Below are 22,117 nucleotides of genomic sequence, written 5' to 3'. Positions count from 1 at the left end.
GGACCGTCCTCGGCGGGCGTCTCGGCGAGGACGGCGGACCGATGACGGCCGCCTCTGATCTCTCCTCGGCCGACACCGCGACCGCCACTGCCGCTCGCGCGGCCCGCCGCCGCACCCGTCCCCGCGGTCAAGGATCCGGCGGGATGACCCGTCTCGGCCGGTTCGTCCGTGGCCTGGTCGGAGTACTCGTCACGGTCGGCGCCCTGGAGGCGCTCGCGCACGCGCACCTGGCCAGCGAGGAGAACTTCCCGCCGGCGTCCAAGGTCCTCTCGCGCGCGGCCGAGCTGGCCGGCGACCACGACTTCGTGTTCGTCCAGGTGAAGGCGACGGTCGAGGCCTGGGGCCTCGGCATGCTGCTGGCGATCGTCATCGCCGTCCCGCTGGGCCTGCTGTTCGGCACCGTGCCGATCGTGAACACCGCGGCCCGCGCGCTCGTGGAGTTCCTGCGGCCGATCCCGTCGGTGGCGCTGATCCCGCTGGTCGGGCTGATCCTCGGCGCGGGCCTCGAGATGAAGGTCACGCTGATCTGCTACGCCGCCGTGTGGCCGGTGCTGTTCAACACCCTCTACGGACTGCGCGACGTGGACCCGCTCGCCAAGGAGACGCTGCGCGCGTTCGGCTTCGGCCCCCTGGCGATCCTGTGGCGCGCCGTGCTGCCCGCCGCCGCGCCGTTCATCTACACCGGCATCCGGCTGTCCGCCTCGATCGCGCTCATCCTCGCGGTCGGCACCGAGGTGCTGTCCGGGTTCGGCGACGGCCTCGGCAACTACATCGGGCAGGCCGGCATCTCGCTGGGCGGCACCGAGGAGGTCCTCGCCGGAACGGTCTGGGCCGGCTGCCTCGGACTGCTCGTGAACGTCCTGCTCATGCTCGGCGAGCGGCGCCTGTTCCACTGGCACTTCCGGGAGGGTCGGTCATGACCGCCGTAGCGTACGGCCGTCCCCGGCGCGGCATCGCCTGGCGGGCACTCCGCGCGGTCCTGGAGCGCTGGCTGGTGTTCGTCCTCGCGGCCGGTGCGTGGGAGTGGGGTGCGCGCGCCGCGCACGACACGTTCTTCCCGCCGCCGTCCAAGATCGTCCAGCGGATGCACCACATGTGGTTCTCCGCCGGGGCGGACCGGTTCTTCCTCACCAAGGAGGCCACCGGGAACATCTTCCCCAGCCTCGCCCGGATGGCCGTCGCCTTCGTGCTGTCGGCGATCATCGGAGCGGTGCTCGGGATGCTGCTCGGACGGTCCGAGCGGGTCTACGCCTACGTGGACCCGGTGTTCCAGTTCGCCCGCGCGATCCCGCCGCCCGCGCTGGTGCCGCTGTTCATGGTCCTGATGCACATCGGCTCGCCGATGCAGGTCGTCTCGATCGTGTTCAGCGCCGTGTGGCCGGTGCTCATCAACACCGCCGACGGGGCCCGCACCGTGGACCCGCTCCAGATCGAGTCGGCGCGGGTGTTCCGGCTGTCCCCCCTCGCACGTCTGGGCAGGCTGATCATCCCCTCCGCGCTACCGAAGATCTTCGCCGGCCTGCGGCTGTCGCTGTCGCTGTCACTGATCCTCATGGTCTTCTCGGAGCTGCTGCCCGGCACGCGGAACGGACTCGGCTTCGAGCTGAGCAACGCGCAGGCCGGGACCGACCTGCCGACCGTGTGGGCGATCGTGGTGCTGCTCGGCATCTTCGGGTACGTCCTCAACGCGGTGCTCACCGCCGTCGAGCGGCGCGCGCTGGCCTGGCACCTGGCCGCCCGCCGCATCGAGATCTGAGCCGCCGCGCCGCGTCCGCCGGGACGGGCGTCCCGGGCCGCACCACCGGTCCGGCCCGTCCGCCCCGGCACCCTGTCCCCGTCCCCCCGCCGATGCTCCCCAAGACCCCGTTTGCCCCCTCCCCCGCACCCATCTAGGAGTACACATGCGGTCGCTTCGACGACTCACCGCCGCTGTGGCGGGCTTCGCGCTCGCCGGGTCCTCCCTCGCCGCCTGCGGCGGGGACGACAGCAACGCCAAGGGCAAGGGCCTGGAGCACGGCGGAAAGATCACCGTCGCCTCCCTGCCCCTGGTGGACGGCGCCGCGCTCTACATCGCGCAGTCCAAGAAGCTGTTCGAGGCTGAGGGCCTGAAGGTCAAAATCACGCCCGTCCAGCAGTCCATCCAGGCGATGGGCCCGCTGAAGACCGGCCAGTTGGACGTCATCGCCGGCGCCAACTACGTGTCCTTCCTGCAGGCCAACGAGGAGGGCGCCCTGCACCTGAAGATCATCAACGAGGGCGCCACGCTCACCTCGAACATGATGAGCGTCGTGGTCAAGTCGAACTCCCCGATCAAGGAGCCGAAGGACCTCGAGGGCAAGACCGTCGCGGTCAACATCCCCCAGAACATCCAGACCCTGACGCTGGACGCCATCCTGCGCTCCAAGAACGTCGACCCCACCAAGCTCAAGTACGTCAAGATCCCGTTCCCGCAGATGGCCCAGACGCTCGACAAGGGCGACGTGGACGCGGCGCACATGGTCGAGCCGTTCCTGTCGGACGCGCAGAAGAGCAAGGGCGACCGCGTCGTGGTGGACGGCGGAAGCGAGCCGGTGAAGGACATGCCGATCTCCGGCTACGTCTCCACCCAGGAGTTCGTCTCCAAGAACCCCAAGACCGCCGCCGCCTTCCAGCGCGCCATCCTCAAGGCGCAGGCCATCGCCGCGAGCGACCGCAAGCAGGTCGAGCAGGTGCTGCCCGGGTACGCCCACATCCCGCCGCAGGTCGCCCCGGTCATCACCCTGCCGGGCTACCCCACCTCCAACAACGAGACGCGACTCCAGCGGGTCGTCGACCTGATGACGGCGGCCAAGCTGCTCAAGCAGAAGCCGGACATCAAGTCGCTGCTGTTCACCCCGCAGTCCTGAGCAAGCTGAAAGGCAGTTCCCCGTCATGACGGAATACACGGTCCGCGACGCCTTCTACGACTACTGCCGTCAAGTGGGCATGACGACCATTTTCGGCAATCCCGGCTCGACCGAGCTGAAGATGTTCACCGAATGGCCCGAGGACTTCGAGTACGTCCTGGCCCTCCAGGAGACGGTCGCGGTGGCCGCCGCCGCGGGGCACGCCCTCGGCACCGGCCGGGCGGCGCTCGCCAGCCTGCACTCCGCGGGCGGCGTCGGACACTCGCTCGGGGCGGTCTTCAACGCCTACCGGGACCGCGTGCCCGTCGTGATCATCGCAGGCCAGCAGGGACGGGCGATGCTTCCGTACCGCCCGTTCCTGGGGGCCGACGAGCCGGCCGAGTTCCCGCGCCCGTACGTCAAGTCCAGCATCCAGACCGCGCGCGCCGAGGACGTCCCGGTCGCGCTGGCCGAGGCGCACCGGATCGCGATGACGCACCCGCGCGGCCCGGTCTTCCTCTCCATCCCCGAGGGCGACTGGGACCACCCGGCCGAGCCCGTCGAGGTACGCAAGGTCCACGGCGACTTCACCGCGTCGCCCGAGGCCCTCGCGGACCTCGCCGAGGCGCTGAACACCGCCCGCAACCCGGTGCTGATCGTCGGGTCCGGGGTGGACGACGAGCAGGCCATGCCCGAGGTCGTCGAGCTGGCCGAGCGGACCCGCTCGCACGTGTGGATCGCGCCGCTGTCGGGCCGGTCCGGGTTCGACGAGACGCACCCGCAGTTCCGCGGCTTCCTGCCGCCGGTCCGCGAGCACATCGTCGGACGCCTCGCCGAGCATGACCTGATCGTGGTCCTCGGCGCGCAGGTGTTCGCCTACCACGTGCACGGCGAGGGACCGTTCGTCCCCGAGGGCGCGCGGCTGTTCCACCTGGACTGCGACCCCAAGCAGACCGCGTGGACGCCGACCGGGACGAGCCTGCTCACCACGGTGAAGCCCGCCGTGACGGCGCTGCTCGGGCTGATCGACGACGAGGCCGCGGGCCGGCTCGGCCGCACCGCGCCGGAGCCGCGGGCGCTGCCCGCGACGCCGGTCGCGACCGACCCGATGGACGTCGGACTCGTCCTCGACGGGGTCCGGGCGGCGCTGCCCGAGGGCACCGTCATCGTGGAGGAGGTGCCGAGCTACCGGGACGCGTTCCACGCGCGCGTCCCGATCAACCGGACCGGCGGTTTCCTCACCACCGGCAGCGGCGCGCTCGGCTGGGGCCTTCCGGTCGCGGTCGGCCGCGCGCTGCACGCCGCGCAGTCCGGGTCGGGCGAGCGCATCGCCCTGGTCATCGGCGACGGCTCGATGATGTACTCGGTGCAGGCCCTGTGGACGGCCGCGCAGCACGACGTGCCGCTGACGGTCATCATCCTGAACAACAGCGGATACGGCGCGGTCAAGGCGCTCGGCCGGCGGCTCGGCATGCAGAACCCGCCGGGCTCCGACATCCCGGAGCTGGACATCCCCACGGTCGCGGCCGGCTTCGGCGTCCCGGGCCGGCGGATCTCCACGCCGGACGAGCTCGACAAGGCCCTGGAGGAGTCCCTGACCCACTCCGGGCCGTACCTGCTCGACATCACCGTGGCCTCGGACAACACCCCGGCCTACCAGCCCTGGGCCCAGTGACCCGCACCGGGGCCGCCCCGACCGCGGGCGGCCCCGGTCCTCCCCCACCTACTCCGAGAAGAGGACGCTCGTGCTCGAGATAGCCGACCTCACTCATTCCTATGCCGACGGGCACACGGCGATCGACGGCCTGAATCTCACCGTCGAGGACGGCTCGCTGGTCTGCCTCGTCGGGCCGTCCGGCTGCGGCAAGTCCACGCTGCTGCGCTGCATCGCCGGACTGATCCACCCGTCCGGCGGCACCGTCACCCTCAACGGCGAGCCCGTCCACGGCGTGCCGGACGACCTCGCCGTGGTGTTCCAGGACTACAGCCGCTCGCTGTTCCCCTGGATGACGGTCCGCGACAACGTGGCGTTGCCGCTGAAGCGCAAGGGCCTGTCGCGGTCTGAGCGCCGTGAGGCGGCGGACACCGCCCTCGCCGAGGTCGGCCTCGAGGGCGCGGGCCGCAAGTACCACTGGCAGCTGTCCGGCGGCATGCAGCAGCGCGTCGCGATCGCGCGGGCCCTGGCGTACAAGCCGTCCCTGCTGCTGATGGACGAGCCGTTCGGCGCGGTCGACGCCCAGACCCGCGAGGACCTGGAGGACCTGGTCCTCGCCCTGCACCGCTCGCAGAAGATGACCATCGTGCTGGTCACCCACGACATCGACGAGAGCGTCTACCTCGGCGACCGCGTCGTGGTCCTCGGCAAGTCCCCGGCGCGCGTCCGGGCGGACCTCCCCGTCCTGCTGCCCGCCGAGCGCGACCAGATCGAGACCCGTTCGGCCCCCGAGTTCATCCGCCTGCGCGCCGAGGTCGGACGCTTCGTCCGCGGCGCCGCCACCGACACCTCCGACGCCGGGAAGCCCGTCGAGGGCGACGCCGAGGCCGAAGCCGACGAGGTGAAGGCCGAGGCGAAGAACGCCAAGGCCGACGCGAAGGCGAAGTCTGCGAAGACCAAGGCCGAGGCCAAGGCGGAGACCGAGGAGACGAAGGCGGACGCCAAGGCCGAGGCCGAAGCCGAGGAGACCAAGGCCGACGCGAAGGCGGACGCTGAGGAGACCAAGACCGAGGTCAAGGCCGAGGGCACCCAGGCCCGCAGGCGCGGCCGCGCGAAGGCCAAGGCAGAGAAGGCCAAGGCAGAGAAGGCCGAAGCCGAGAAGGCGGAGACGGACTCCGAAGCCGAGAAGGCCGACGAGACCACCGCCGACAAGGCTGAGACCAAGGACGAAGCCGAGGTCAAGGACGCGGACGCGGAGAAGGTCGACGCGGAAGCCGAGACCGACACCGACGCCAAGACGGACGAGGCCGACAAGGACTCCGAAGAAACCTCCGAAAACGCGGGCGAGCTCGCGAAGGAGGACTCCAAGGAGGACGCGGAGAAGGCCGAGAAGGCGGAGAAGTCCACCGCGGAACCCGTGAAGAAGACCGCGTCCACGGCGCGTGGTGCGCGGAGGAAGAGCACCCCCGCGCAGACGGCAACACGGCCGCGGCGGCGGTCGGCCAAGTAGGGCGCGGGCAGTGCGCGTCCTGGTGGCTGGGGCGGGCGTCGGCGGGCTGACCGCCGCGCTCGCCCTGCACGCCAACGGCATCACGCCGACCCTGGTCGAATCGGTGGTGCCGCGTCCGCTGGGGGTCGGCATCAACCTGCTGCCGCACGCCGTCCGCGAGCTGACCGAACTGGGGCTCGGGGACGTCCTCGCGGACCTCGCGATCCCCACTCGTCAGATGACGCATTTCGACCGGCATGGCGGGGAGATCTGGTCCGAGCCGCGCGGCAGGGCGCTCGGCTACCGGTGGCCGCAGTACTCGATCCATCGCGGCGAACTGCAGATGGCGCTGCTCGAAGCAGTGCGCGAGCGTCTGGGCGAGCAGGCCGTCCGCTGCGGGACGAGCCTTCTCGGTTTCGAGCAGGGCGACGGCCTCGTGCGCGCGCGTCTCGGTGACCGTGCGTCCGGGGCCGAGGAGCGCTTCGAGGCGGACGTCCTGGTCGGGGCGGACGGCCTGCATTCGACCGTCCGGCGCGTCCTGTACCCGGACGAGGGCAGCCCGCTGTGGAACGGCATCCGGATGTGGCGCGGGGTCGTCGAGGCCGATCCCGTACTGGACGGCCGCACGCTGGTGGCCGCGGGCACCAACGCCGCCGTCAAGCTCGTCCTCTACCCGATCTCGGCGCGGGCCGAGCGCGAGAGCGGCCGCGCCCTGCTCAACTGGGTCGTCGAGGCACGCAGGCCCGGCACGTCCGCCGGGACCGCCGACTGGAACCGAACGGGCCGCCTCGACGACGTCCTCCGCCACATCGCCGACTGGCGATGGGACTGGCTGGACGTCCCAGGGCTCCTGTCCCGGACCGAGACCGTCCTCGAATACCCGATGGTGGACCGCGACCCGCTCCCGTCCTGGACGCGGGGCCGTGTTGCGCTGCTCGGGGACGCCGCGCACCCGATGTACCCGATCGGCTCGAACGGCGGTTCCCAGGCGATCCTGGACGCGCGGGCCCTCGCCTACGAGCTGGCCCGCGCGGACGACCCGTCCGAGGGCCTCGCCGCGTACGACCGTGCGCGCCGCGAGCCGGTCAACGCGATCGTGCTGGCCTGCCGCGAAATGCCCGCCGACCACATCCTGCAAACGGTCACCCGGCGGGCCCCGCACGGCTTCGACCGCATCGAGGACGTCCTGACCGCCGAAGAACTCGCGTCGCTGGCGAACTTCTACCGCACGACCACGCACACCGACAACGGCGACTCCCCCTGGAGCCGCTAGCCGGACCGGGCAGGCTCGGCGCCGCCCGGTCCGGTCCGGTCAGCGTTGCCCCGCCTTGTTCACGATCTTGCACTCGATCACCGCGGAGCGTTCGAGCAGGGTCCCCTTCCGCACCAGGTCGCCGGCATTGCGGAAGTCGGTGACGGCGTCCTCGCTGGTGCCCATGAGCCGGAAGCTCACCGGATCGATGATCACGGTCTTCCGGTCGCCGCCGTCGGTGAAGGAGAAGCCGTCGCCGCGTCGTCCCGCGGCATCGGTGAGGCGCGGCCGGACCACGACGCCGGGGATGCGGTGCAGGACCCGGTAGAGGGCCTTTGCCAGCCGCGGCGGCAGCGGGTCCTGGAGCATGTCCTCGACACGGTCGAACGCATCCACGGGGTTCGTGGGCCCGACCTGGTTCCGGTACCGGTCGGTGGTGAGGCGGTGCAGGAGAGCCTCGGTGTCGGTGGGCAGCCGGTCGTAGTTCGCGAACGAGTAGAGGGGGCCCCCACCCGCATAGATGAGGGTCGCCCTGCCCTTGTGGGAGACTCCTGCCGTCGTCCAGAAGAAGCTCAGTTTTCCGGATCGGTTGTAGAAGGCCTTCCCTTCGCCGTCCACGCGCCGCCAGTCCTCCTGCCTGCTCAGGGCGCTCGGATTCACGCCCTTGTACCAGGTGCTCATGCTGCCGCCACTCGCGAAGAGGCTGCGCGTGTAGATCCACTTGTGCGGGCCCACTCGGGGGTCCGTCCCCGATTGGACGCCGGAGGACGCGCCGCCCGTGTCCCTGACGACGGCGACGCCCACGCCGATCCCGACGGTCAGCAGCACGGCGGCCGCGATCGGCAGGACGGCCCGCCGCTCCTTGCGCGCACGCGGGGCGCGCTTCGGCATCGGGGCGTCGTCGGTGAGGGTGAACAGATTCGCGCGGATGTCATTCCGGACGGACTGGTCCATCGGCGGTATGTCGGCGCGCAGGTCGCGCAGTGCGTCGAGCTCGCCGGCGTCTCGTCCGCCTCCGGTCATGTCGAGTTCGTTCATCGGTCGTCGTCCTCTCCCAGCGCGGCGCGTACCTTGCGGCGGGCCCTGAACAGTCGCGACCGGACGGTCCCGAGCGGCACCTCCAGCGCGGCCGCCACCTCCTCGTAGGTCAGGCCGCCCCACGCGACCAGCAGCAGGACGTCCCGGTCGCCCGGGGACAGCTTCGCGACGGCCCCCGCGAGACGCCGTTCCGCCTGCGCCGCGACGCGTTCGACGACGGCCTCGTCCTCGGGCGCGGGCAGCGGGTCCACGCCCGTGCGCCGCAGCGCCCGCAGGTACCGCTCCTCGGACCTGCGGTGACGCGCGATGAGCCTGCCGGCGATCCCGTACAGCCAGGGGCGCGCGTTCGGGTACGTCCGGTCGTAGGTGGCGCGGCGGCGGAACGCCGTGTAGAACGTCTCCGCCGTGATGTCCTCGGCCGCCTGAACGCCGAGCCGCCGGGCCGCGTAGTCGTGGATCCGCGCGCCGTGCCGGTCGAACAGCACCGCGAACCGTTCGGGCTCGTCCAGCGAGAGCCCGATGAGCTCCGCGTCGTCGAGCCCTTCGGCGCGCGCGGCGGTCGTCGCCGGGACGGGTCTGGGGGCGGCCGTCATGAGCGTGTCCCGTGGATCATGACGTCCCTCTCGGGTCGGAGATGGCGTTCGCACACCCGTTGTCGCCCGCACCCCCCGATCGGGTTCACGACCTTTCGCGGGCGATCTAGTGCGGGGGCGGCATGGGGCTGATGGCGTTCCCGGCGCTGCAGCCGCCCTCCCCCGGCATCCGCTGGATGGTGGACGGGACGAACACGACGGTCTTCCCCGGCGCCACGCGGACGAGCACGCAGTCGAGAGGGCCGCTCACATGGCGCGGCCTCACGGTCAGGGCCAGGCCGACGGTGTCGTCCTGGGTCAGGTACTCGGCGGTGATCGCGGGATCGAGACCCATCCGGGACACGGCCGCGCGGATCTTCGTCTCGTCCGCGCGGCCACCGCGCGGGGCGGACGGGATGGCCTTGCGCAGCCGGGCCTCGGACGGCAGCTCGGGCTTCTTCGGCCAGGGGGCGAACCTGAGCGGCGCGTTCGCGGGGCACTTCACCTGCGGCGGGGTGGCGTCGAACTCCACATCCCCGTCGACGTGGATTTCGAAGCAGCGCCTGACAGTGACGGTGGACCCGCCGAACGACTCGGTCGCCTGCCCCTCGACCCGGACGACCAGCCGCACCCCGTCGCCGCGTCTCGGGTTCGTCCCGGACACCTTCAGGACCTCCGCGCCGTCCAGTTCGGAGGCGCGGTGGGCGACCTCCTGTGCCTCGAAGAACGAGGATCCGCGCAGCACGTTGCCCATCCGGCGGGCCTTGCCCTGGGCCGTCGAGATGGCCCGGTCCTCGACGGACGGCACCAGGCCGCACCCGGACACGAACAGGAGAAGAGCCACAAAAGGCGTAAATCGTCGCACCCGTCCATCATCGGGGCCCGCCCGACCGCCCTGCATCCGTACAAATACTCAGATGACCGTCCCACCGGACGGCCGCGAGAATGACACGCGTGATCGCATTCGACGCCAAGGCCGACCTGCTCCTCCACCTCCAGGACGCCCGGGACGCCCTGGTCTGGAAGCTGGACGGCCTGCCGGAATACGACGTGCGGCGTCCGATGACCCCGACCGGGACGAACCTGCTCGGGCTGGTCAAGCACCTGACGGGCGCCGAGGCGGCCTACTTCGGCGCGGCCTTCGGACGGCCGGTCGAGGGCCCCGCGCTGTGGTTCGCGGGCGACGCCGAGCCGAACGCCGACCTCTGGGCGACCGCCGACGAGACGCGGGAGCGGATCCTCGACGACTACCGCGCGATGTGGCGGCACTCGGACGCCACGATCGCCGAGCTGGAACTGGACGCGGTCGGACGCGTCCCCTGGGGGAACCGGCAGGAGCTGACGCTGCACCGCGTCCTCGTCCACATGATCGGCGAGACGCACCGGCACGTGGGGCACGCCGACATCGTCCGCGAACTGGTGGACGGCTCGGCCGGGCAGCGCGCGGACGGCGCCAACACGGCCGAGGGCGACGCCGCCTGGTGGGCCCGGTACCGCGACAGGCTGGAACGCGTCGCCAGGGAGGCGTCCGGCGAAGCGGGTTGATCAACTGGGCACGCCCCGGGCCGCGGTTCGACAGAATGTTCGCATGACGAAGCCCGATATCAAGACCCACCTGCGCCAGTACCTCGACTTTGGGCGCGAGGCCATGCTCTGGAAGCTCGAGGGGCTGTCCGAGTACGACATCCGGCGTCCGATGACGCCGACCGGAACCAACCTTCTGGGCCTGGTGAAGCACCTGGCCGGGACCGAGATCGGCTACTTCGCCGTGACGTTCGGGCGGCCCTTCCCCGAGCAGTTCCCGTGGCTGGGGGCGGACGCCGAGAAGAACGCCGACATGTGGGCCACGCCGGACGAGTCGCGCGAGGACGTCCTCGCCCTGTACGAGCGGGTGCGCGCGTTCGCGGACGCGACGATCGCCGAGCTCCCCCTGGACGCGCCGGGCCGGGTCCTCTGGTGGCCGGAAGAGCGCGCGAACGTGACGCTCGACCAGATCATCATCCACGTCGCGGCCGAGACGCACCGGCACGCCGGGCACGCCGACATCGTCCGCGAGCTCATCGACGGCACCGTCGGGATGCGCCTCGGCCGGGAGAACATGCCCGAGACCGACCGGAACTGGTGGGCCGACTACCGGAACACGCTGGAAGAGGCGGCCAAGACCGCCGCGTCCTAGCCCCTCACGCGGTGCCGCGCCCCTGCGGCACCGCCCCCCGACCGGGATCAGCCCGCCATGACGACGGTTGTGGAGACGATCTCGCGGACGGTTTCGCCGCCGCCGTCTCCGCTGGTGAAGTGCATGTGCGCGCTGCCGATGAGCATGAGCGCGAGCGTCTCGGAGCTCGCGCCGGGGGCGATCCGCGCGGCCGCGCGCTCGGCCTCCAGGTAGGCCGCGATCATCTCGGCGCCGTGGGTCAGCACAGGGAGGCCGGGGTGCCCGGCGGCGCGCAGCCGGGCGCGCAGACCGTCCCGCGAGGTGACCAGGGCGACCATCGCGACGGCCACCGGGCTGAACAGCTCGGTGAGCGCCTCGGTGAGGACGTCGATCACGTCGCCCGTCCCGGCCGCGGCGACCAGTTCGGCGCGCTGCGCCTCGACGCGGCACACCCGGTCCTCGACGAGGCCGGCGAGGAAGGCGTCGAAGTCGGTGAAGTGCCGGTGCAGGACGCCCTTGGCGACCCCCGCCTCCGTGGTGACGGCGCGGCTGGTCAGCGCGCTCGGGCCGTCCCGCAGCAGGACACGCTCGGCGGCGTCGAAGAGCTGCTCGCGCGGATCGCGGATGGCCACACCGGTAGGCATGCGTTGTCGCTCCCTTGTCGAGTGGGCATGTGCCCACTAGTGTGGGCACATGCCCACTCTACCGTCCGGAACCCCCCGTCCCCTCGAGGGCGCGGCGCACGAGGCCCGCGAGATGGCCGAGTCCTTCGGCGCGTCCGCCGCGCGCTACGACCGCGCCCGCCCGTCCTACCCGCGGGCCCTGATCGACCGGATCGTCGCCGCCGCGCCCGGACGCGAGTTCCTCGATGTGGGCTGCGGCACCGGCATCGCGTCCCGCCAGTTCCAGGCGGCGGGCTGCACGGTGCTCGGCGTGGACGCGGACGCGCGCATGGCCGAGGTCGCCCGCTCGCGAGGCCTGGACGCCGAGGTCGCCAAGTTCGAGGAGTGGGACGCGTCCGGCCGGACGTTCGACGCCGTCGTGTCCGCGACGACGTGGCACTGGCTGGAGCCGAACGCCGCGGCCGCGAAGGCCGCCGAGGTGCTCCGTCCGAACGGTGTGCTCGCCGCGTTCTGGCACCTGTTCGATCCCGAGCCGGAGGCCGCCGAGGCGTTCGCGGCCGTCTACACGCGCGTCATGCCCGAGCTGGCGGCCCTCACCCGCCCGCAGGCCGCCGCGAGCGGGCACTCGACCATCGTGGACAAGGCGTCCGACGGCATCCGCGCGACGTCCGCCTTCACCGAGCCCGAGGTGTGGGAGTACACCTGGGAGCGGCGTTACACGCGCGACGAGTACCTGGACCACATCCCGACCACCGGCATCGCCCCGCGCATCCCCGCGCCGAAGATGCGGGAGATCCTGGACGGTCTCGGGGACGTCATCGACGCCCTGGGCGGCTCCTTCACCATGCGGTTCACCACCCACGCACTGGTCGCTGTCCGCGCAGACGCCTGACCACCCGAACGTCCAACCGCCCGGACGTCCGGCTCGCGGACGTCCGGCTCGTGAGGCGGGCGCAGGGCGGGCGCGGGGTCAGGCGCTCAGTGGGAGTGCTTCGGTGGCCGTGATGAAGTCGCTGAGGGAGTCGCGCGTGCGGGCGAGCGTGTCGATGTGGTCGTCCAGGCCGTCCGCGACCTGCTCGACCCGGCGGACGCCTGGGACGGACCGCGCACGAGCCGACGCTGCTGAGCCTCGGCTCCGGGACGCGGCACCTCGGCGACGACCACGCCGTCACCGCGTACCACGAGATGGCCGTCCTGAGCCTGATGTGGAACATGCTGAACGGCTTCCTGCACGGAGCCGCGCTGCTCAAGGCCGCGGGCGTGGACGCCGCGTCGTTCGCCCCGATCGCCGCCCAGGGCGTCGGGACCGTCTCGGCCTGGCTCCCCGGCTACGCGCGGCAGGTCGACGAGGGCGAGTACCCCGTCCTCGACTCCACGCTCGACGGGCACGTCGCCTCGATGAGGCACCTCGTCGAGGCCAGCGAGAGCCTCGGCGTCAGCGCCGAACTGCCCAACCTCATCCAGGACATCGCCGGACGCGCCGTCGGCGAGGGACGCGGCGGCGACGGCTACGCGGTCCTGGTCGAGCAGTTCGCCAAGGCGTGACGTTCAGGCCCAGAAGGCGAAGGCGGGCGCAGAACCGGCCGCCGCCGGCAGGGCGGCCAACAGCGGCGGACGGCACCAGAGCGTGATCTCCACCTGGACGCGGACGAAGTGGTCCACCGGATGCTCCCTGACCGCCACGTCGTGCGCGGCGGTCAGGATCCGGTGGGCACGCTGGCAGGTAGCGCGCGCCGAACCGGCTTCATCTCATCCCGTTCCGAACGTGGCTCCGACTTCGGCGGCCTGCTACAGCGGTGGTAGTGCGTGCCAGGTCAGGCCGTTTCGGGGCCGCGGCTACTGCCGTCGGCTCAGCGCGGCTTCGGTCCGCCGGAGGATTCACGGCCGCGGACGACGCGCCTAGCGTCCTGGACATGAGGAGATCACGTTGGGTCACACGCGGTGTCGCGGCCTTTGCCGCCGCCGCGAGCACCGCATCGCTGCCGGGCATCGCGTCCGCGGCATCGCCGATGGGCTCCGCGCGCGGGACCGCGCCCGCATGGAGCGCATGCCCTGAGTCCAGTTCGGCGCAGTGCGCGGACATCCAGGTCCCGGTGTCGTGGGCGGATCCGCGCGGACGGACCATCTCGCTGCACATGTCCCGCCTGCCCGCGCTCGATCCGAAGCACCGGATCGGAACGCTGATGTTCGTCCTGGGCGGGCCCGGTGAACCGTCCGCGGAGACGACCGCGCTACAGGGACGCAAGCTGATACCCACCGGGCTCCAGAACCGGTTCGACATCGTCGGCGTCGACCCGCGCGGCATCGGCGCGAGCACCGCCGTGAAGTGCGCCGGTCCCGCCCTGTCCTCCACAGTGCCGGTCTTCCCGAACTCTCCCGCTCAGTTCGCGGCGTTGCAGCGGCAGAGCGCGGCCTACGGAACGTCCTGCGTCAGGAACTCCACGCCCGGCCTGGTCGCCAACGTCGACACCGTCAGCGTGGCCCGCGACATGGACGTCGTCCGCACGGCGCTCGGAGAGCGGAAGCTCAGCTTCCTGGCGATCTCCTACGGGACGCTCATCACGCAGACCTACGCGCGCCTATACCCGGACCGCGTCCGCACGATGGCGCTGGACGGCGCCGTGGACCACACCGTCGGCCTGCGCGACCTCGTCTACCAGGAGGGGGCGTCGACGTCTCGCGTGTTCAGCCGGTTCGCCGCGTGGTGCTCGGCGACGGCCTCCTGCGCGCTGCACGGTCAAGACGTCGTCAAGCTCTGGGACGACCTGCTCGTCCGCGCCGCCCGCGCACCGATCCCCGCCCCGAACGCCACGGTCGGCGAACACACGGTGAACGACGAGGCGATCCGGATGGCCCTGCCGAACCTGCTTCAGATCGGCCCGACGTCCACGCTGATCCCGTCGTCGTGGCCGGTCCTGGGCGAGGGCATCGCGCGCGCACGAGCCGGGGACGCGTCGATCCTGTCCGACAACTCCATGGCCGGGACGCCCCAGGCCGCGTACGCCGCGGTCAGCTGCCAGGACTTCCCGCCCCGGCTGCACGGCTACGCCGAGATCGCCACCTGGTTGAAGCGGGTCCGCGCCCTGTCGCCGCACACCGGCGGCGCGTCCGGCTCATGGCTCGTGACGGCCGCGTGCGCGTCCTGGCCGCTCCCCGCGTCCAACCCGCCGGCCCCGCAGAAGATCACCGGCGTTCCGCCGACCCTGATCGTCAGCTCCAGGAACGACCCGTCCACCCCGCTGGTCTGGGCCCAGGGCCTCCAGCGCCAGATCGCCGGAAGCCGCCTGCTCGTCGCGAACGTCACCGGCCACCTCGGCTTCGTCAACTCCGCCTGCGCCCGCGCCGAGGAGACGAACTACCTCATCACCGGAACCCTCCCCACCACCCTCACCTGCGGCGCCTAGTCCGGTGGAGGCTCATCCCCGGAGCCCAGGACGTCCTTCAGCGTGAACCGCATGACGGCGCCCGAGTCCTCGCCTCCGGGGACGTAGCCCCACGCGACCCATCCGTCCTTCGGGCACTGGTAGACGCCGGGCTCGGTCTCACTGCCGGTCGTGAGCTCGGCCTCCCGTTCAGCAAGGGTCTCGCCGAACCTCTTCCGCGTCGCCATTCCCAGGAAGGCCAACAGCACCGCGCTGCGCAAGAGCTCCGTCCACTGTTCGACGGCCAACTTCAGGGCCACTCGCTCGATCCACTCCCGCGGGTCGTCCACCTTCTCGGCGGGGACCTCCCACTCCACCTCGATCTCCTGCCCGCAGGGGTGGAGCCGCTGGATGTCGATCACGCTTCCGCCATCGCCGGCGGGGTCGATGGCGACAGGGCAGCCGTCCTCGGGGGGCAGCGGCTCATCGCAGAAGGGGCAGAGGGTGTAGAGGCGCTCGGCCCACACGACGGGGATCTCCAGGGGCCCTTGCCCATCGGTCCCGGCCAGGACGGTCGCGCGAAAGCCGTCGGGCAGCTTCACGCCGAGCGCCTCATCGGCCACCAGGCGCCCCGTGAGGTGCCTGTCCACGTAGTACGGACTCCCCCATTCGTCCTTCGCGCTGCGCGGGTCGGGCAACGTCCCTCCATGGCCGTCGGTGTCAGACCGGCACCACCCTGGGGCCGCCCTTTCGGCCGGTCAAGATCCTGACCTGTTCCGGTCCGTGGTCGGCGCCGCGCAGCTCCCGATGGGTAATCCTCCTTTCTGCTGATCTTCCGTACGTCCTGCGAGGGATGAGCAGGAGGGGGCGGGCTCTGTAGCGTCCCCCGCATGAGGAGATCACGACTGGTCACACTCGCCGTCGCGACACTTGCCGGTGTCGCGACCGCCACCTCGCTATCGCAATCCGCGCTCGCCGCACCGCCCGCCCCGTCCGCGACGTCCTGGAGCCCCTGCCTCCACGGCGGACCGGGCTCCGGTGCACAGTGCGCGGACATCAAGGTGCCGCTGTCCTGGGACGACCAGCACGGACGCACCATCACCCTCCGCCTGTCCCGTCTACCCGCGCTCGACCAGAAGCATCGGATCGGATCCCTGCTGATGAACTTCGGCGGCCCCGGCGGGGCGGGCGCCGAGATCGTCGCAGCGGGCGGACGGAACCTGGTGCCCACCTCCCTGCAGAACCGGTTCGACATCATCGGCTTCGACCCGCGCGGCATCGGCGAGAGCACCGCCGTGACGTGCGGCGGGCCCGGCCTGTCCGCCAAGGTGCCCGCCTTCCCGAACTCCCCCGCCCAGTTCGCGTCGATTCAGCGGCAGAGCGCGGCCTACGGAACGTCCTGCGTCAAGAACTCCCCACCCGATCTGGCGGCCCACGTCGACACCGTCAGCGCGGCCCGCGACATGGACGCGATCCGTGTCGCGCTCGGCGAGAAGAAGGTCAGCTACCTGGGCCTTTCCTACGGGACCTACCTCGGCCAGACCTTCGCCCGCCTGTACCCGCACCGCATCAGGACGATGGTGCTGGACGGCGCGATCGACCACGCCGTCGGCCCGCGCGAGTTCCTCTACCAGGAGGCGTCGTCGCTGTCGGACGTGTTCGGACGGTTCGCCTCGTGGTGCACGGCGTCCACGTCGTGCGCGCTGCACGGCCAGAACGTCGTCAAGATCTGGGACGACCTCGTCGCCCGCGCCGCCCGCACACCGATCCCCGCCCCGAACGCCCAGGGCGGCGCGACGACGGTGGACGACCAGGCGATCCAGCTCGTCCTGCCGAATCTGCTGATAGCGAGCTCGTCCGTCCTGTTCCCCTCGACCTGGACGACACTGGGCGACGGCATCGCGCAGGCACAAGCGGGCGACGCGTCCGTCCTCGCGGACAACTCCGCGATCGGCCAGCCGCAGGACGCCTACGCCGCGGTCAGCTGCCAGAGCTTCCCGCCGCAGCTGCGCGGCTACGCCGACGCCGCGTCCCGCCTCGCGCACGCCCGCGCGATCTCCCCGCACACCGGCGGCGCGTCCGAGGCGTGGATGATGACGGACCTGTGCGCGTCCTGGCCCCTCCAGGCGTCCGACCCGTGGGCCCCGCAGCGGATCACCGGGACGCCGCCGATCCTGATCACCAGCAACCGGTACGACCCGTCCACCCCGCTGGTCTGGGCGCAGGGCGTGCACCGCGAGATCCCCAACAGCGGCCTGCTCATCGCCGAGGTCGCCGGCCACACCACCTTCTTCAACTCCGCCTGCGCCCGCACCGCCCAGGCCGACTACCTCATCTCCGGAAACCTCCCGACCACCCCGACCTGCGGCGCGTAACCCGCGTAACCCGCGTGGGCGGCCACCGCACCGGCCGCCCTTCGCGGGTCATCCGCCGGAAGCCCAGGCCGGAAGCCGCTCCACTGCCGCGCGCCACGCCTCGGGCAACCGATCGGCCCCGATCCCCGACGCGACGATTCCGCCGACGATCGCGCAGGTCGTGTCGATGTCCCCGCCCGCGGACGCGGTCGTCCAGAAGGCCCGTTCGAAGTCGTCCAGGTTCCGGGCGGCGGCCCAGATCGCGAAGGGCACCGTGTCGTGAGCGGCCACGGCCCGCCCGTTGCCGAGGACGCGGGCGACGGTCTCCGCGTCCGACAGGGTCAGCAGCTGCCGAGCCTCCCGCAACCCCTCGCGCACCTTCCCGGACGGCACATGCTCGAGAATCCGGTCGATGAACGGCCCCGGCCGCTGAGGCCCTGACGCCACGAGCGCAGCGGCGACGGCCACCGCGACCGCACCTGCGACGGCATCCGGGTGGGTATGCGTGACCACCGCGGAAAGCGCGGCCTGCCGGGCCGCCTCGCCCAGGTCGTCCGCGAAGAACGCGCCAAGCGGAGCGACACGCATGGCAGCGCCGTTCCCCCACGACCCGGACCCGTCGAACAACCCGGCCGCGAGCTCCCGCCAGTCGCCGCCCTCCCGCACGAGCCTCAGCATCCGGTTCGTCGCGGGACCGTACCCGCGATCGAAGTCGTGCCGCTCAGCGAAGGACGCCGCGAGAACGTCCTGGTCAACCTCATGATGAGCGGCCAGGACGAGATAGACCGAGCACGCCATCTCGGTGTCGTCCGTCCACTGCCAGGGCCCGGGTGGCAACGACCGCGCGTCCAGGTGAGGACGGTTCGAAGGAACGAAGAACTGGGACCCGAGTGCGTCCCCCAGCGCAAGCCCGGCCAGCGACCCCCAAGCCCGCCCAACCCGATCACGTGACATCCCCCCATCTTTGCCGATCTGAACGGCGTCCCGGAACGCGCCATGCCTGGGTTTCCGTGGTGCCCACCCTCGCCCGCGCCCGGACCGTAGGGTGGCGACGCCGCTGGCGGACCGGAGCCACACCAAGCGCCATTTGTGGCTCTGACCTGCGCAAACACATCTTCTTGGGGGTGCTTCCGTGTCCGACTCCTTCGCCCATCTGCATGTCCATACCGAGTACTCCATGCTGGACGGAGCCGCCAAGATCAATCCGCTGGTCCACCGCGCCGCGGAGCTCGGGATGCCCGCCGTCGCGATGAGCGATCACGGCAACATGTTCGGGTCGTACGAGTTCTACAAGAACGCGAAGAAGGCCGGGATCACTCCGATCCTGGGTGTCGAGGCCTACGTCGCGCCCGAGTCCCGGCACGTCAAGAAGCCGATCCTGTGGGGCGAGCCCCACCAGAAGAAGACCAACGAGCAGACGGGTGAGGGCGGCGACGTCTCGGCGTCCGGGTCCTACCTCCACATGACGATGTGGGCCCGGGACGCGGGCGGGCTCCGGAACCTGATGAGGCTGACCTCCCTGGCGTCGCTGGAGGGGCACTACCGCAAGTGGCCCCGGATGGACGACGAGCTGCTGTCGGAGTACGGCAGGGGGATCATCGCCACCACCGGGTGCCCGTCCGGCGCCGTCCAGACGCGGCTTCGGCTCGGGCAGTACGACGAGGCGCTGAACGCCGCCGCGAAGTACCAGGAGATCTTCGGGAAGGACCACTACTTCCTGGAGCTGATGGACCACGGCCTGCCCCTGGAGCGCCGCGTCCGCGAGGACCTGCTGAGGATCGCCGGGGCCCTGGACATCCCACCCCTGGTCACCAACGACTCCCACTACGTCACCGAGGACCAGTCCGAGGCCCACGACGCCCTGCTGTGCGTCGGCACGCAGGCGCTGCTCACCGATCCGGACCGGTTCCGGTTCGGCGGGTCGGGCTACTACCTCAAGACGGCCGACGAGATGCGCGCGGTCGACGCGTCCGGCACCTGGCAGGACGGCTGCCGCAACACGCTGCTCGTCGCGGAGATGGTCGAGCCCTACGACCCGGTGTTCGAGCGCCGGGACCTGGCCGCCAAGTTCCCGATCCCCGCGGGCGAGACCGAGTCGACGTGGCTGCGGAAGGAGGCGTTCGAGGGCGCCGAGCGCAGGTTCGGCGCCCCGGTCCCGGCGGAGGTGGTCGAACGGATCGAGTACGAGCTCAAGGTCATCGACGACATGGGATTCCCCGGGTACTTCCTGGTCGTCTCCGACATCTGCCGTTACGCAAAGAACAACGGCATCTGGCTCGGCCCCGGACGGGGCAGCGCCACCGGCTCGATGGTCTCCTACGTCACCGACATCACCGACCTCGACCCGCTCGAACACGGCCTGATCTTCGAGCGGTTCCTCAACCCCGAACGCGTGTCGATGCCCGACGTCGACCTCGACTTCGACGACCGCCGGCGCGAGGACATGATCCGGTACGTCACCGGGAAGTACGGCCGCGACAACGTCTCGCTGATCATCACCTACATGTCGATCAAGTCCAAGGCGGCGGTGAAGGACGCCTGCCGCATCCACGGCCTGCCGTTCGCGCTCGGGGACCGGATCACCAAGGCGTTCCCGCCCGCCGCCGGAGGCAAGGAGATCCCGCTGTCGGCCGTGTTCGACGACGGGCACCCGCGCCACGCCGAGGCGGCCGAGCTGCGGCAGCTCTACGGCGACGACATCGAGGTCAAGCGGGTGATGGACACCGCCGTCGGCATCGAGGGCCTGACCCGCGGCACCGGCGTGCACGCCGCCGGGGTGATCCTGTCGTCCCAGCCGCTGATCGACGTCATGCCCATCTACCAGCGCCAGGACGACGGGGCCCGCATCACCGGCTACGACGGGCCGTCCTGCGAGGAGCTCGGCGCGCTGAAGATGGACTTCCTGGGCCTGCGGAACCTCACCATCCTCGGCGACAGCATCGACAACGTCCGCGCGAACCGCGGCGACGAGATCGTCCTGACCGAGCTGCCCATGGACGACGAGAAGACGTACGCGCTGCTGCGCGAGGGGCACACGCTCGGGGTCTTCCAGCTCGACTCGTCCATGATGCGGGACCTCACCAAGCTGATGTCCCCGACCGAGTTCGAGGACGTGTCCGCCGTCCTGGCGCTCGGACGGCCCGGACCGATGGGCGCGAACGCGCACGTCAACTACGCGCTCCGCAAGGCCGGGCAGCAGGACGTCGCGCCGATCCACGACGAGCTGAAGGACGCGCTGGAGCCGATCCTCGGCAACACCTACCACCTGGTCGTGTACCAGGAGCAGGTCATGGCCATCGCCCAGCAGCTCGCCGGATACACCCTCGGCGGCGCGGACCTGCTCCGCCGCGCGATGGGCAAGAAAAAGAAAGAAGAGATGGACAAGCAGTGGGCCATCTTCTCGGCGGGGATGGCCGACAAGGGCTACACGGCCGAGGCGGCCCAGGCCGTGTGGGACGTGCTCGTTCCGTTCTCCCAGTACGGGTTCAACAAGTCCCACACCGCCGGGTACGGGATGGTCTCGTACTGGACGGCCTACATGAAGGCGAACTATCCGGCCGAGTACATGGCGGCGCTGCTGACGTCGGTCGGCGACAACAAGGACCGGATGGCCATCTACCTCGGCGAGGCGCGGCGGATGGGCGTGAAGGTGCTGCCGCCGGACGTGAACGAGTCGGTCGGCCGTTTCGCGGCGGTCGGCGACGACGTCCGGTTCGGGCTCGGCGCGATCCGCAACGTCGGCGAGAACGTCGTCGCGGGCATCATCGAGGGCCGCACCGAACAGGGTCCCTACAGGGACTTCAACGACTTCCTCGGCAAGGTCCCGATGCCGGTCTGCAACAAGCGGGCGGTCGAGTCGCTGACCAAGGCCGGGGCGTTCGACGGGCTCGGGCACCGGCGCAGGGCCCTGATGACGATCCACGAGCAGGCCGTCGACGCCGTCATCTCCGAGAAGAAGAACGCCGCGATCGGCCAGGACTCGCTGTTCGGCGGCCTCGCCGCCCCCACCGGCGAGGACATCGGTTCGGCGGCGGTGCCCATCCCGTCCGAGGACGAGTGGGACAAGGCCACCCTCCTGGCCTTCGAACGGGAGATGCTCGGCCTGTACGTCTCGTCCCACCCGCTGGACGGCACGGAACGCATCCTGGAGCGCAACCGCGACGCCACCACCGCCGACATCACCGGCGGCGGGCGCGAGGGCACGGTGCGGGTCGCCGGCCTGATCGCGGGCCTGGACCGCAAGGTCACCAAGCAGGGCAAGACGTGGGCGATCGTGAAGCTCGAGGACCTCAACGGCTCGATCGAGGCGCTCTTCTTCCCGTCCGCCTACCAGCTGTACGCGCACGCCATCGCCGCCGACCTCGTCGTGTCGATCCTGGGACGGATCAACGAGCGCGACGGCGGCATCTCCCTGCACGCCCAGGAGATGGAGGTGCTGGACGTGGCGTCGGTGAGCGGCGCCGAGCCGCCCGTCGTGATCAGCCTCGGCGCCGACAAGGTCACCGAGCCGACCGTGGAGCAGCTCAGGAACATCTTCCGGGCCCACCCGGGCGACGTCCCCGTCCACCTGCGGATCAGGCAGCCCGGCGGACGCAGGACCGTCGAGTGGGACCTGACGCGCTTCCGGGTGAAGCCGTCGCCCGCGCTGTTCGGCGATCTGAAGTCCGTCCTCGGCGCGGGCGCCGTGAGCCAGGGCTGAGCCGCGCCTCCCGATCAACCGGAGCCTGACCCGGGCGCCTGTTGTCCGTGCCCGG

Annotated in this window: 19 protein-coding genes; 13 read left to right on the top strand and 6 right to left on the bottom strand. The window is 71.2% G+C overall.

The window, feature by feature from the left end; all coding sequences use genetic code 11:
- The first annotated feature begins 143 nt into the window (after positions 1–143).
- From AB0L06_RS25090 to AB0L06_RS25065, 6 genes are all read left to right on the top strand, one after another.
- Positions 144–920, top strand: a complete 777-nt coding sequence (locus AB0L06_RS25090; RefSeq protein WP_500233510.1) for an ABC transporter permease — start codon at positions 144–146, stop codon at positions 918–920.
- Complete coding sequence (locus AB0L06_RS25085; RefSeq protein WP_500233509.1) at positions 917–1,756, top strand: ABC transporter permease; 840 nt, start codon at positions 917–919, stop codon at positions 1,754–1,756. The genes AB0L06_RS25090 and AB0L06_RS25085 overlap by 4 nt, the downstream gene beginning before the upstream one ends.
- Positions 1,757–1,901: 145 nt before the next feature.
- A complete protein-coding gene (locus AB0L06_RS25080; protein WP_500233508.1) occupies positions 1,902–2,885 on the top strand; it encodes an ABC transporter substrate-binding protein in 984 nt (327 codons plus the stop codon).
- 25 nt (positions 2,886–2,910) lie between these two features.
- Positions 2,911–4,539 carry a benzoylformate decarboxylase gene (gene mdlC, locus AB0L06_RS25075; protein WP_500233507.1) on the top strand — a complete coding sequence of 543 codons (1,629 nt, stop codon included), beginning with the start codon at positions 2,911–2,913 and terminating at the stop codon, positions 4,537–4,539.
- Between the two features lie 70 nt (positions 4,540–4,609).
- On the top strand, positions 4,610–6,028 hold the full coding sequence (locus tag AB0L06_RS25070; protein ID WP_500233506.1) for an ABC transporter ATP-binding protein: 1,419 nt from the start codon (positions 4,610–4,612) through the stop codon (positions 6,026–6,028).
- A 10-nt stretch (positions 6,029–6,038) separates the two neighbouring features.
- On the top strand, positions 6,039–7,280 hold the full coding sequence (locus AB0L06_RS25065) for a flavin-dependent oxidoreductase (protein ID WP_500233505.1): 1,242 nt from the start codon (positions 6,039–6,041) through the stop codon (positions 7,278–7,280).
- A 39-nt stretch (positions 7,281–7,319) separates the two neighbouring features.
- On the opposite strand, the gene AB0L06_RS25060 is transcribed toward AB0L06_RS25065, so the two are convergent.
- The 3 genes from AB0L06_RS25060 to AB0L06_RS25050 all read right to left on the bottom strand — a co-directional run bounded on the left by AB0L06_RS25060 (position 7,320) and on the right by AB0L06_RS25050 (position 9,713).
- Positions 7,320–8,297 (bottom strand): CU044_5270 family protein, encoded by a 978-nt coding sequence (locus AB0L06_RS25060; RefSeq protein WP_500233504.1) that lies wholly within the window; start codon positions 8,295–8,297, stop codon positions 7,320–7,322.
- A complete protein-coding gene (locus tag AB0L06_RS25055) occupies positions 8,294–8,890 on the bottom strand; it encodes an RNA polymerase sigma factor (protein ID WP_500233503.1) in 597 nt (198 codons plus the stop codon). Before AB0L06_RS25055 ends, AB0L06_RS25060 begins: the two co-directional genes overlap by 4 nt.
- 106 nt (positions 8,891–8,996) lie before the next feature.
- Entirely contained in the window at positions 8,997–9,713 is a 717-nt protein-coding gene (locus AB0L06_RS25050) for a hypothetical protein (RefSeq protein ID WP_500233502.1), read from the bottom strand.
- Between the two features lie 110 nt (positions 9,714–9,823).
- Here AB0L06_RS25050 and AB0L06_RS25045 point away from each other — a divergent pair, with 110 nt between their 5' ends.
- Together AB0L06_RS25045 and AB0L06_RS25040 are read left to right on the top strand one after the other, a co-directional pair.
- On the top strand, positions 9,824–10,414 hold the full coding sequence (locus AB0L06_RS25045; protein ID WP_500233501.1) for a DinB family protein: 591 nt from the start codon (positions 9,824–9,826) through the stop codon (positions 10,412–10,414).
- A gap of 43 nt (positions 10,415–10,457) precedes the next feature.
- Entirely contained in the window at positions 10,458–11,045 is a 588-nt protein-coding gene (locus AB0L06_RS25040) for a DinB family protein (protein ID WP_500233500.1), read from the top strand.
- A 47-nt stretch (positions 11,046–11,092) separates the two neighbouring features.
- Here AB0L06_RS25040 and AB0L06_RS25035 read toward each other — a convergent pair whose 3' ends face one another.
- Positions 11,093–11,668, bottom strand: coding sequence for a TetR/AcrR family transcriptional regulator (locus tag AB0L06_RS25035; RefSeq protein ID WP_500233499.1), 576 nt, complete (start codon positions 11,666–11,668; stop codon positions 11,093–11,095).
- A 49-nt stretch (positions 11,669–11,717) separates the two neighbouring features.
- Here AB0L06_RS25035 and AB0L06_RS25030 point away from each other — a divergent pair, with 49 nt between their 5' ends.
- The 3 genes from AB0L06_RS25030 to AB0L06_RS25020 all read left to right on the top strand — a co-directional run bounded on the left by AB0L06_RS25030 (position 11,718) and on the right by AB0L06_RS25020 (position 15,051).
- Positions 11,718–12,539 carry a class I SAM-dependent DNA methyltransferase gene (locus AB0L06_RS25030; protein ID WP_500233498.1) on the top strand — a complete coding sequence of 274 codons (822 nt, stop codon included), beginning with the start codon at positions 11,718–11,720 and terminating at the stop codon, positions 12,537–12,539.
- Between the two features lie 200 nt (positions 12,540–12,739).
- Positions 12,740–13,192: an imine reductase family protein gene (locus AB0L06_RS25025; RefSeq protein WP_500233543.1), complete on the top strand. Its 453-nt coding sequence runs from the start codon at positions 12,740–12,742 to the stop codon at positions 13,190–13,192.
- A gap of 368 nt (positions 13,193–13,560) precedes the next feature.
- Entirely contained in the window at positions 13,561–15,051 is a 1,491-nt protein-coding gene (locus AB0L06_RS25020; RefSeq protein ID WP_500233497.1) for an alpha/beta hydrolase, read from the top strand.
- Here AB0L06_RS25020 and AB0L06_RS25015 read toward each other — a convergent pair.
- Entirely contained in the window at positions 15,048–15,707 is a 660-nt protein-coding gene (locus AB0L06_RS25015) for a hypothetical protein (protein ID WP_500233496.1), read from the bottom strand. The genes AB0L06_RS25020 and AB0L06_RS25015 overlap by 4 nt on opposite strands.
- 192 nt (positions 15,708–15,899) lie before the next feature.
- On the opposite strand from AB0L06_RS25015, the gene AB0L06_RS25010 reads away from it, so the two are divergent.
- Positions 15,900–17,384 (top strand): alpha/beta hydrolase, encoded by a 1,485-nt coding sequence (locus AB0L06_RS25010; protein ID WP_500233495.1) that lies wholly within the window; start codon positions 15,900–15,902, stop codon positions 17,382–17,384.
- Positions 17,385–17,432: 48 nt separating this feature from the next.
- Here AB0L06_RS25010 and AB0L06_RS25005 read toward each other — a convergent pair whose 3' ends face one another.
- Positions 17,433–18,317: an ADP-ribosylglycohydrolase family protein gene (locus tag AB0L06_RS25005; RefSeq protein WP_500233494.1), complete on the bottom strand. Its 885-nt coding sequence runs from the start codon at positions 18,315–18,317 to the stop codon at positions 17,433–17,435.
- Between the two features lie 178 nt (positions 18,318–18,495).
- Here AB0L06_RS25005 and dnaE point away from each other — a divergent pair, with 178 nt between their 5' ends.
- A complete protein-coding gene (gene dnaE, locus AB0L06_RS25000) occupies positions 18,496–22,062 on the top strand; it encodes a DNA polymerase III subunit alpha (RefSeq protein WP_500233493.1) in 3,567 nt (1,188 codons plus the stop codon).
- Positions 22,063–22,117: the final 55 nt, after the last annotated feature.

This window comes from Spirillospora sp. NPDC052269 (assembly GCF_040679435.1).
Taxonomy (GTDB): Bacteria; Actinomycetota; Actinomycetes; order Streptosporangiales; family Streptosporangiaceae; genus Spirillospora.
This window is presented reverse-complemented; position numbering and strand designations above follow the sequence as displayed.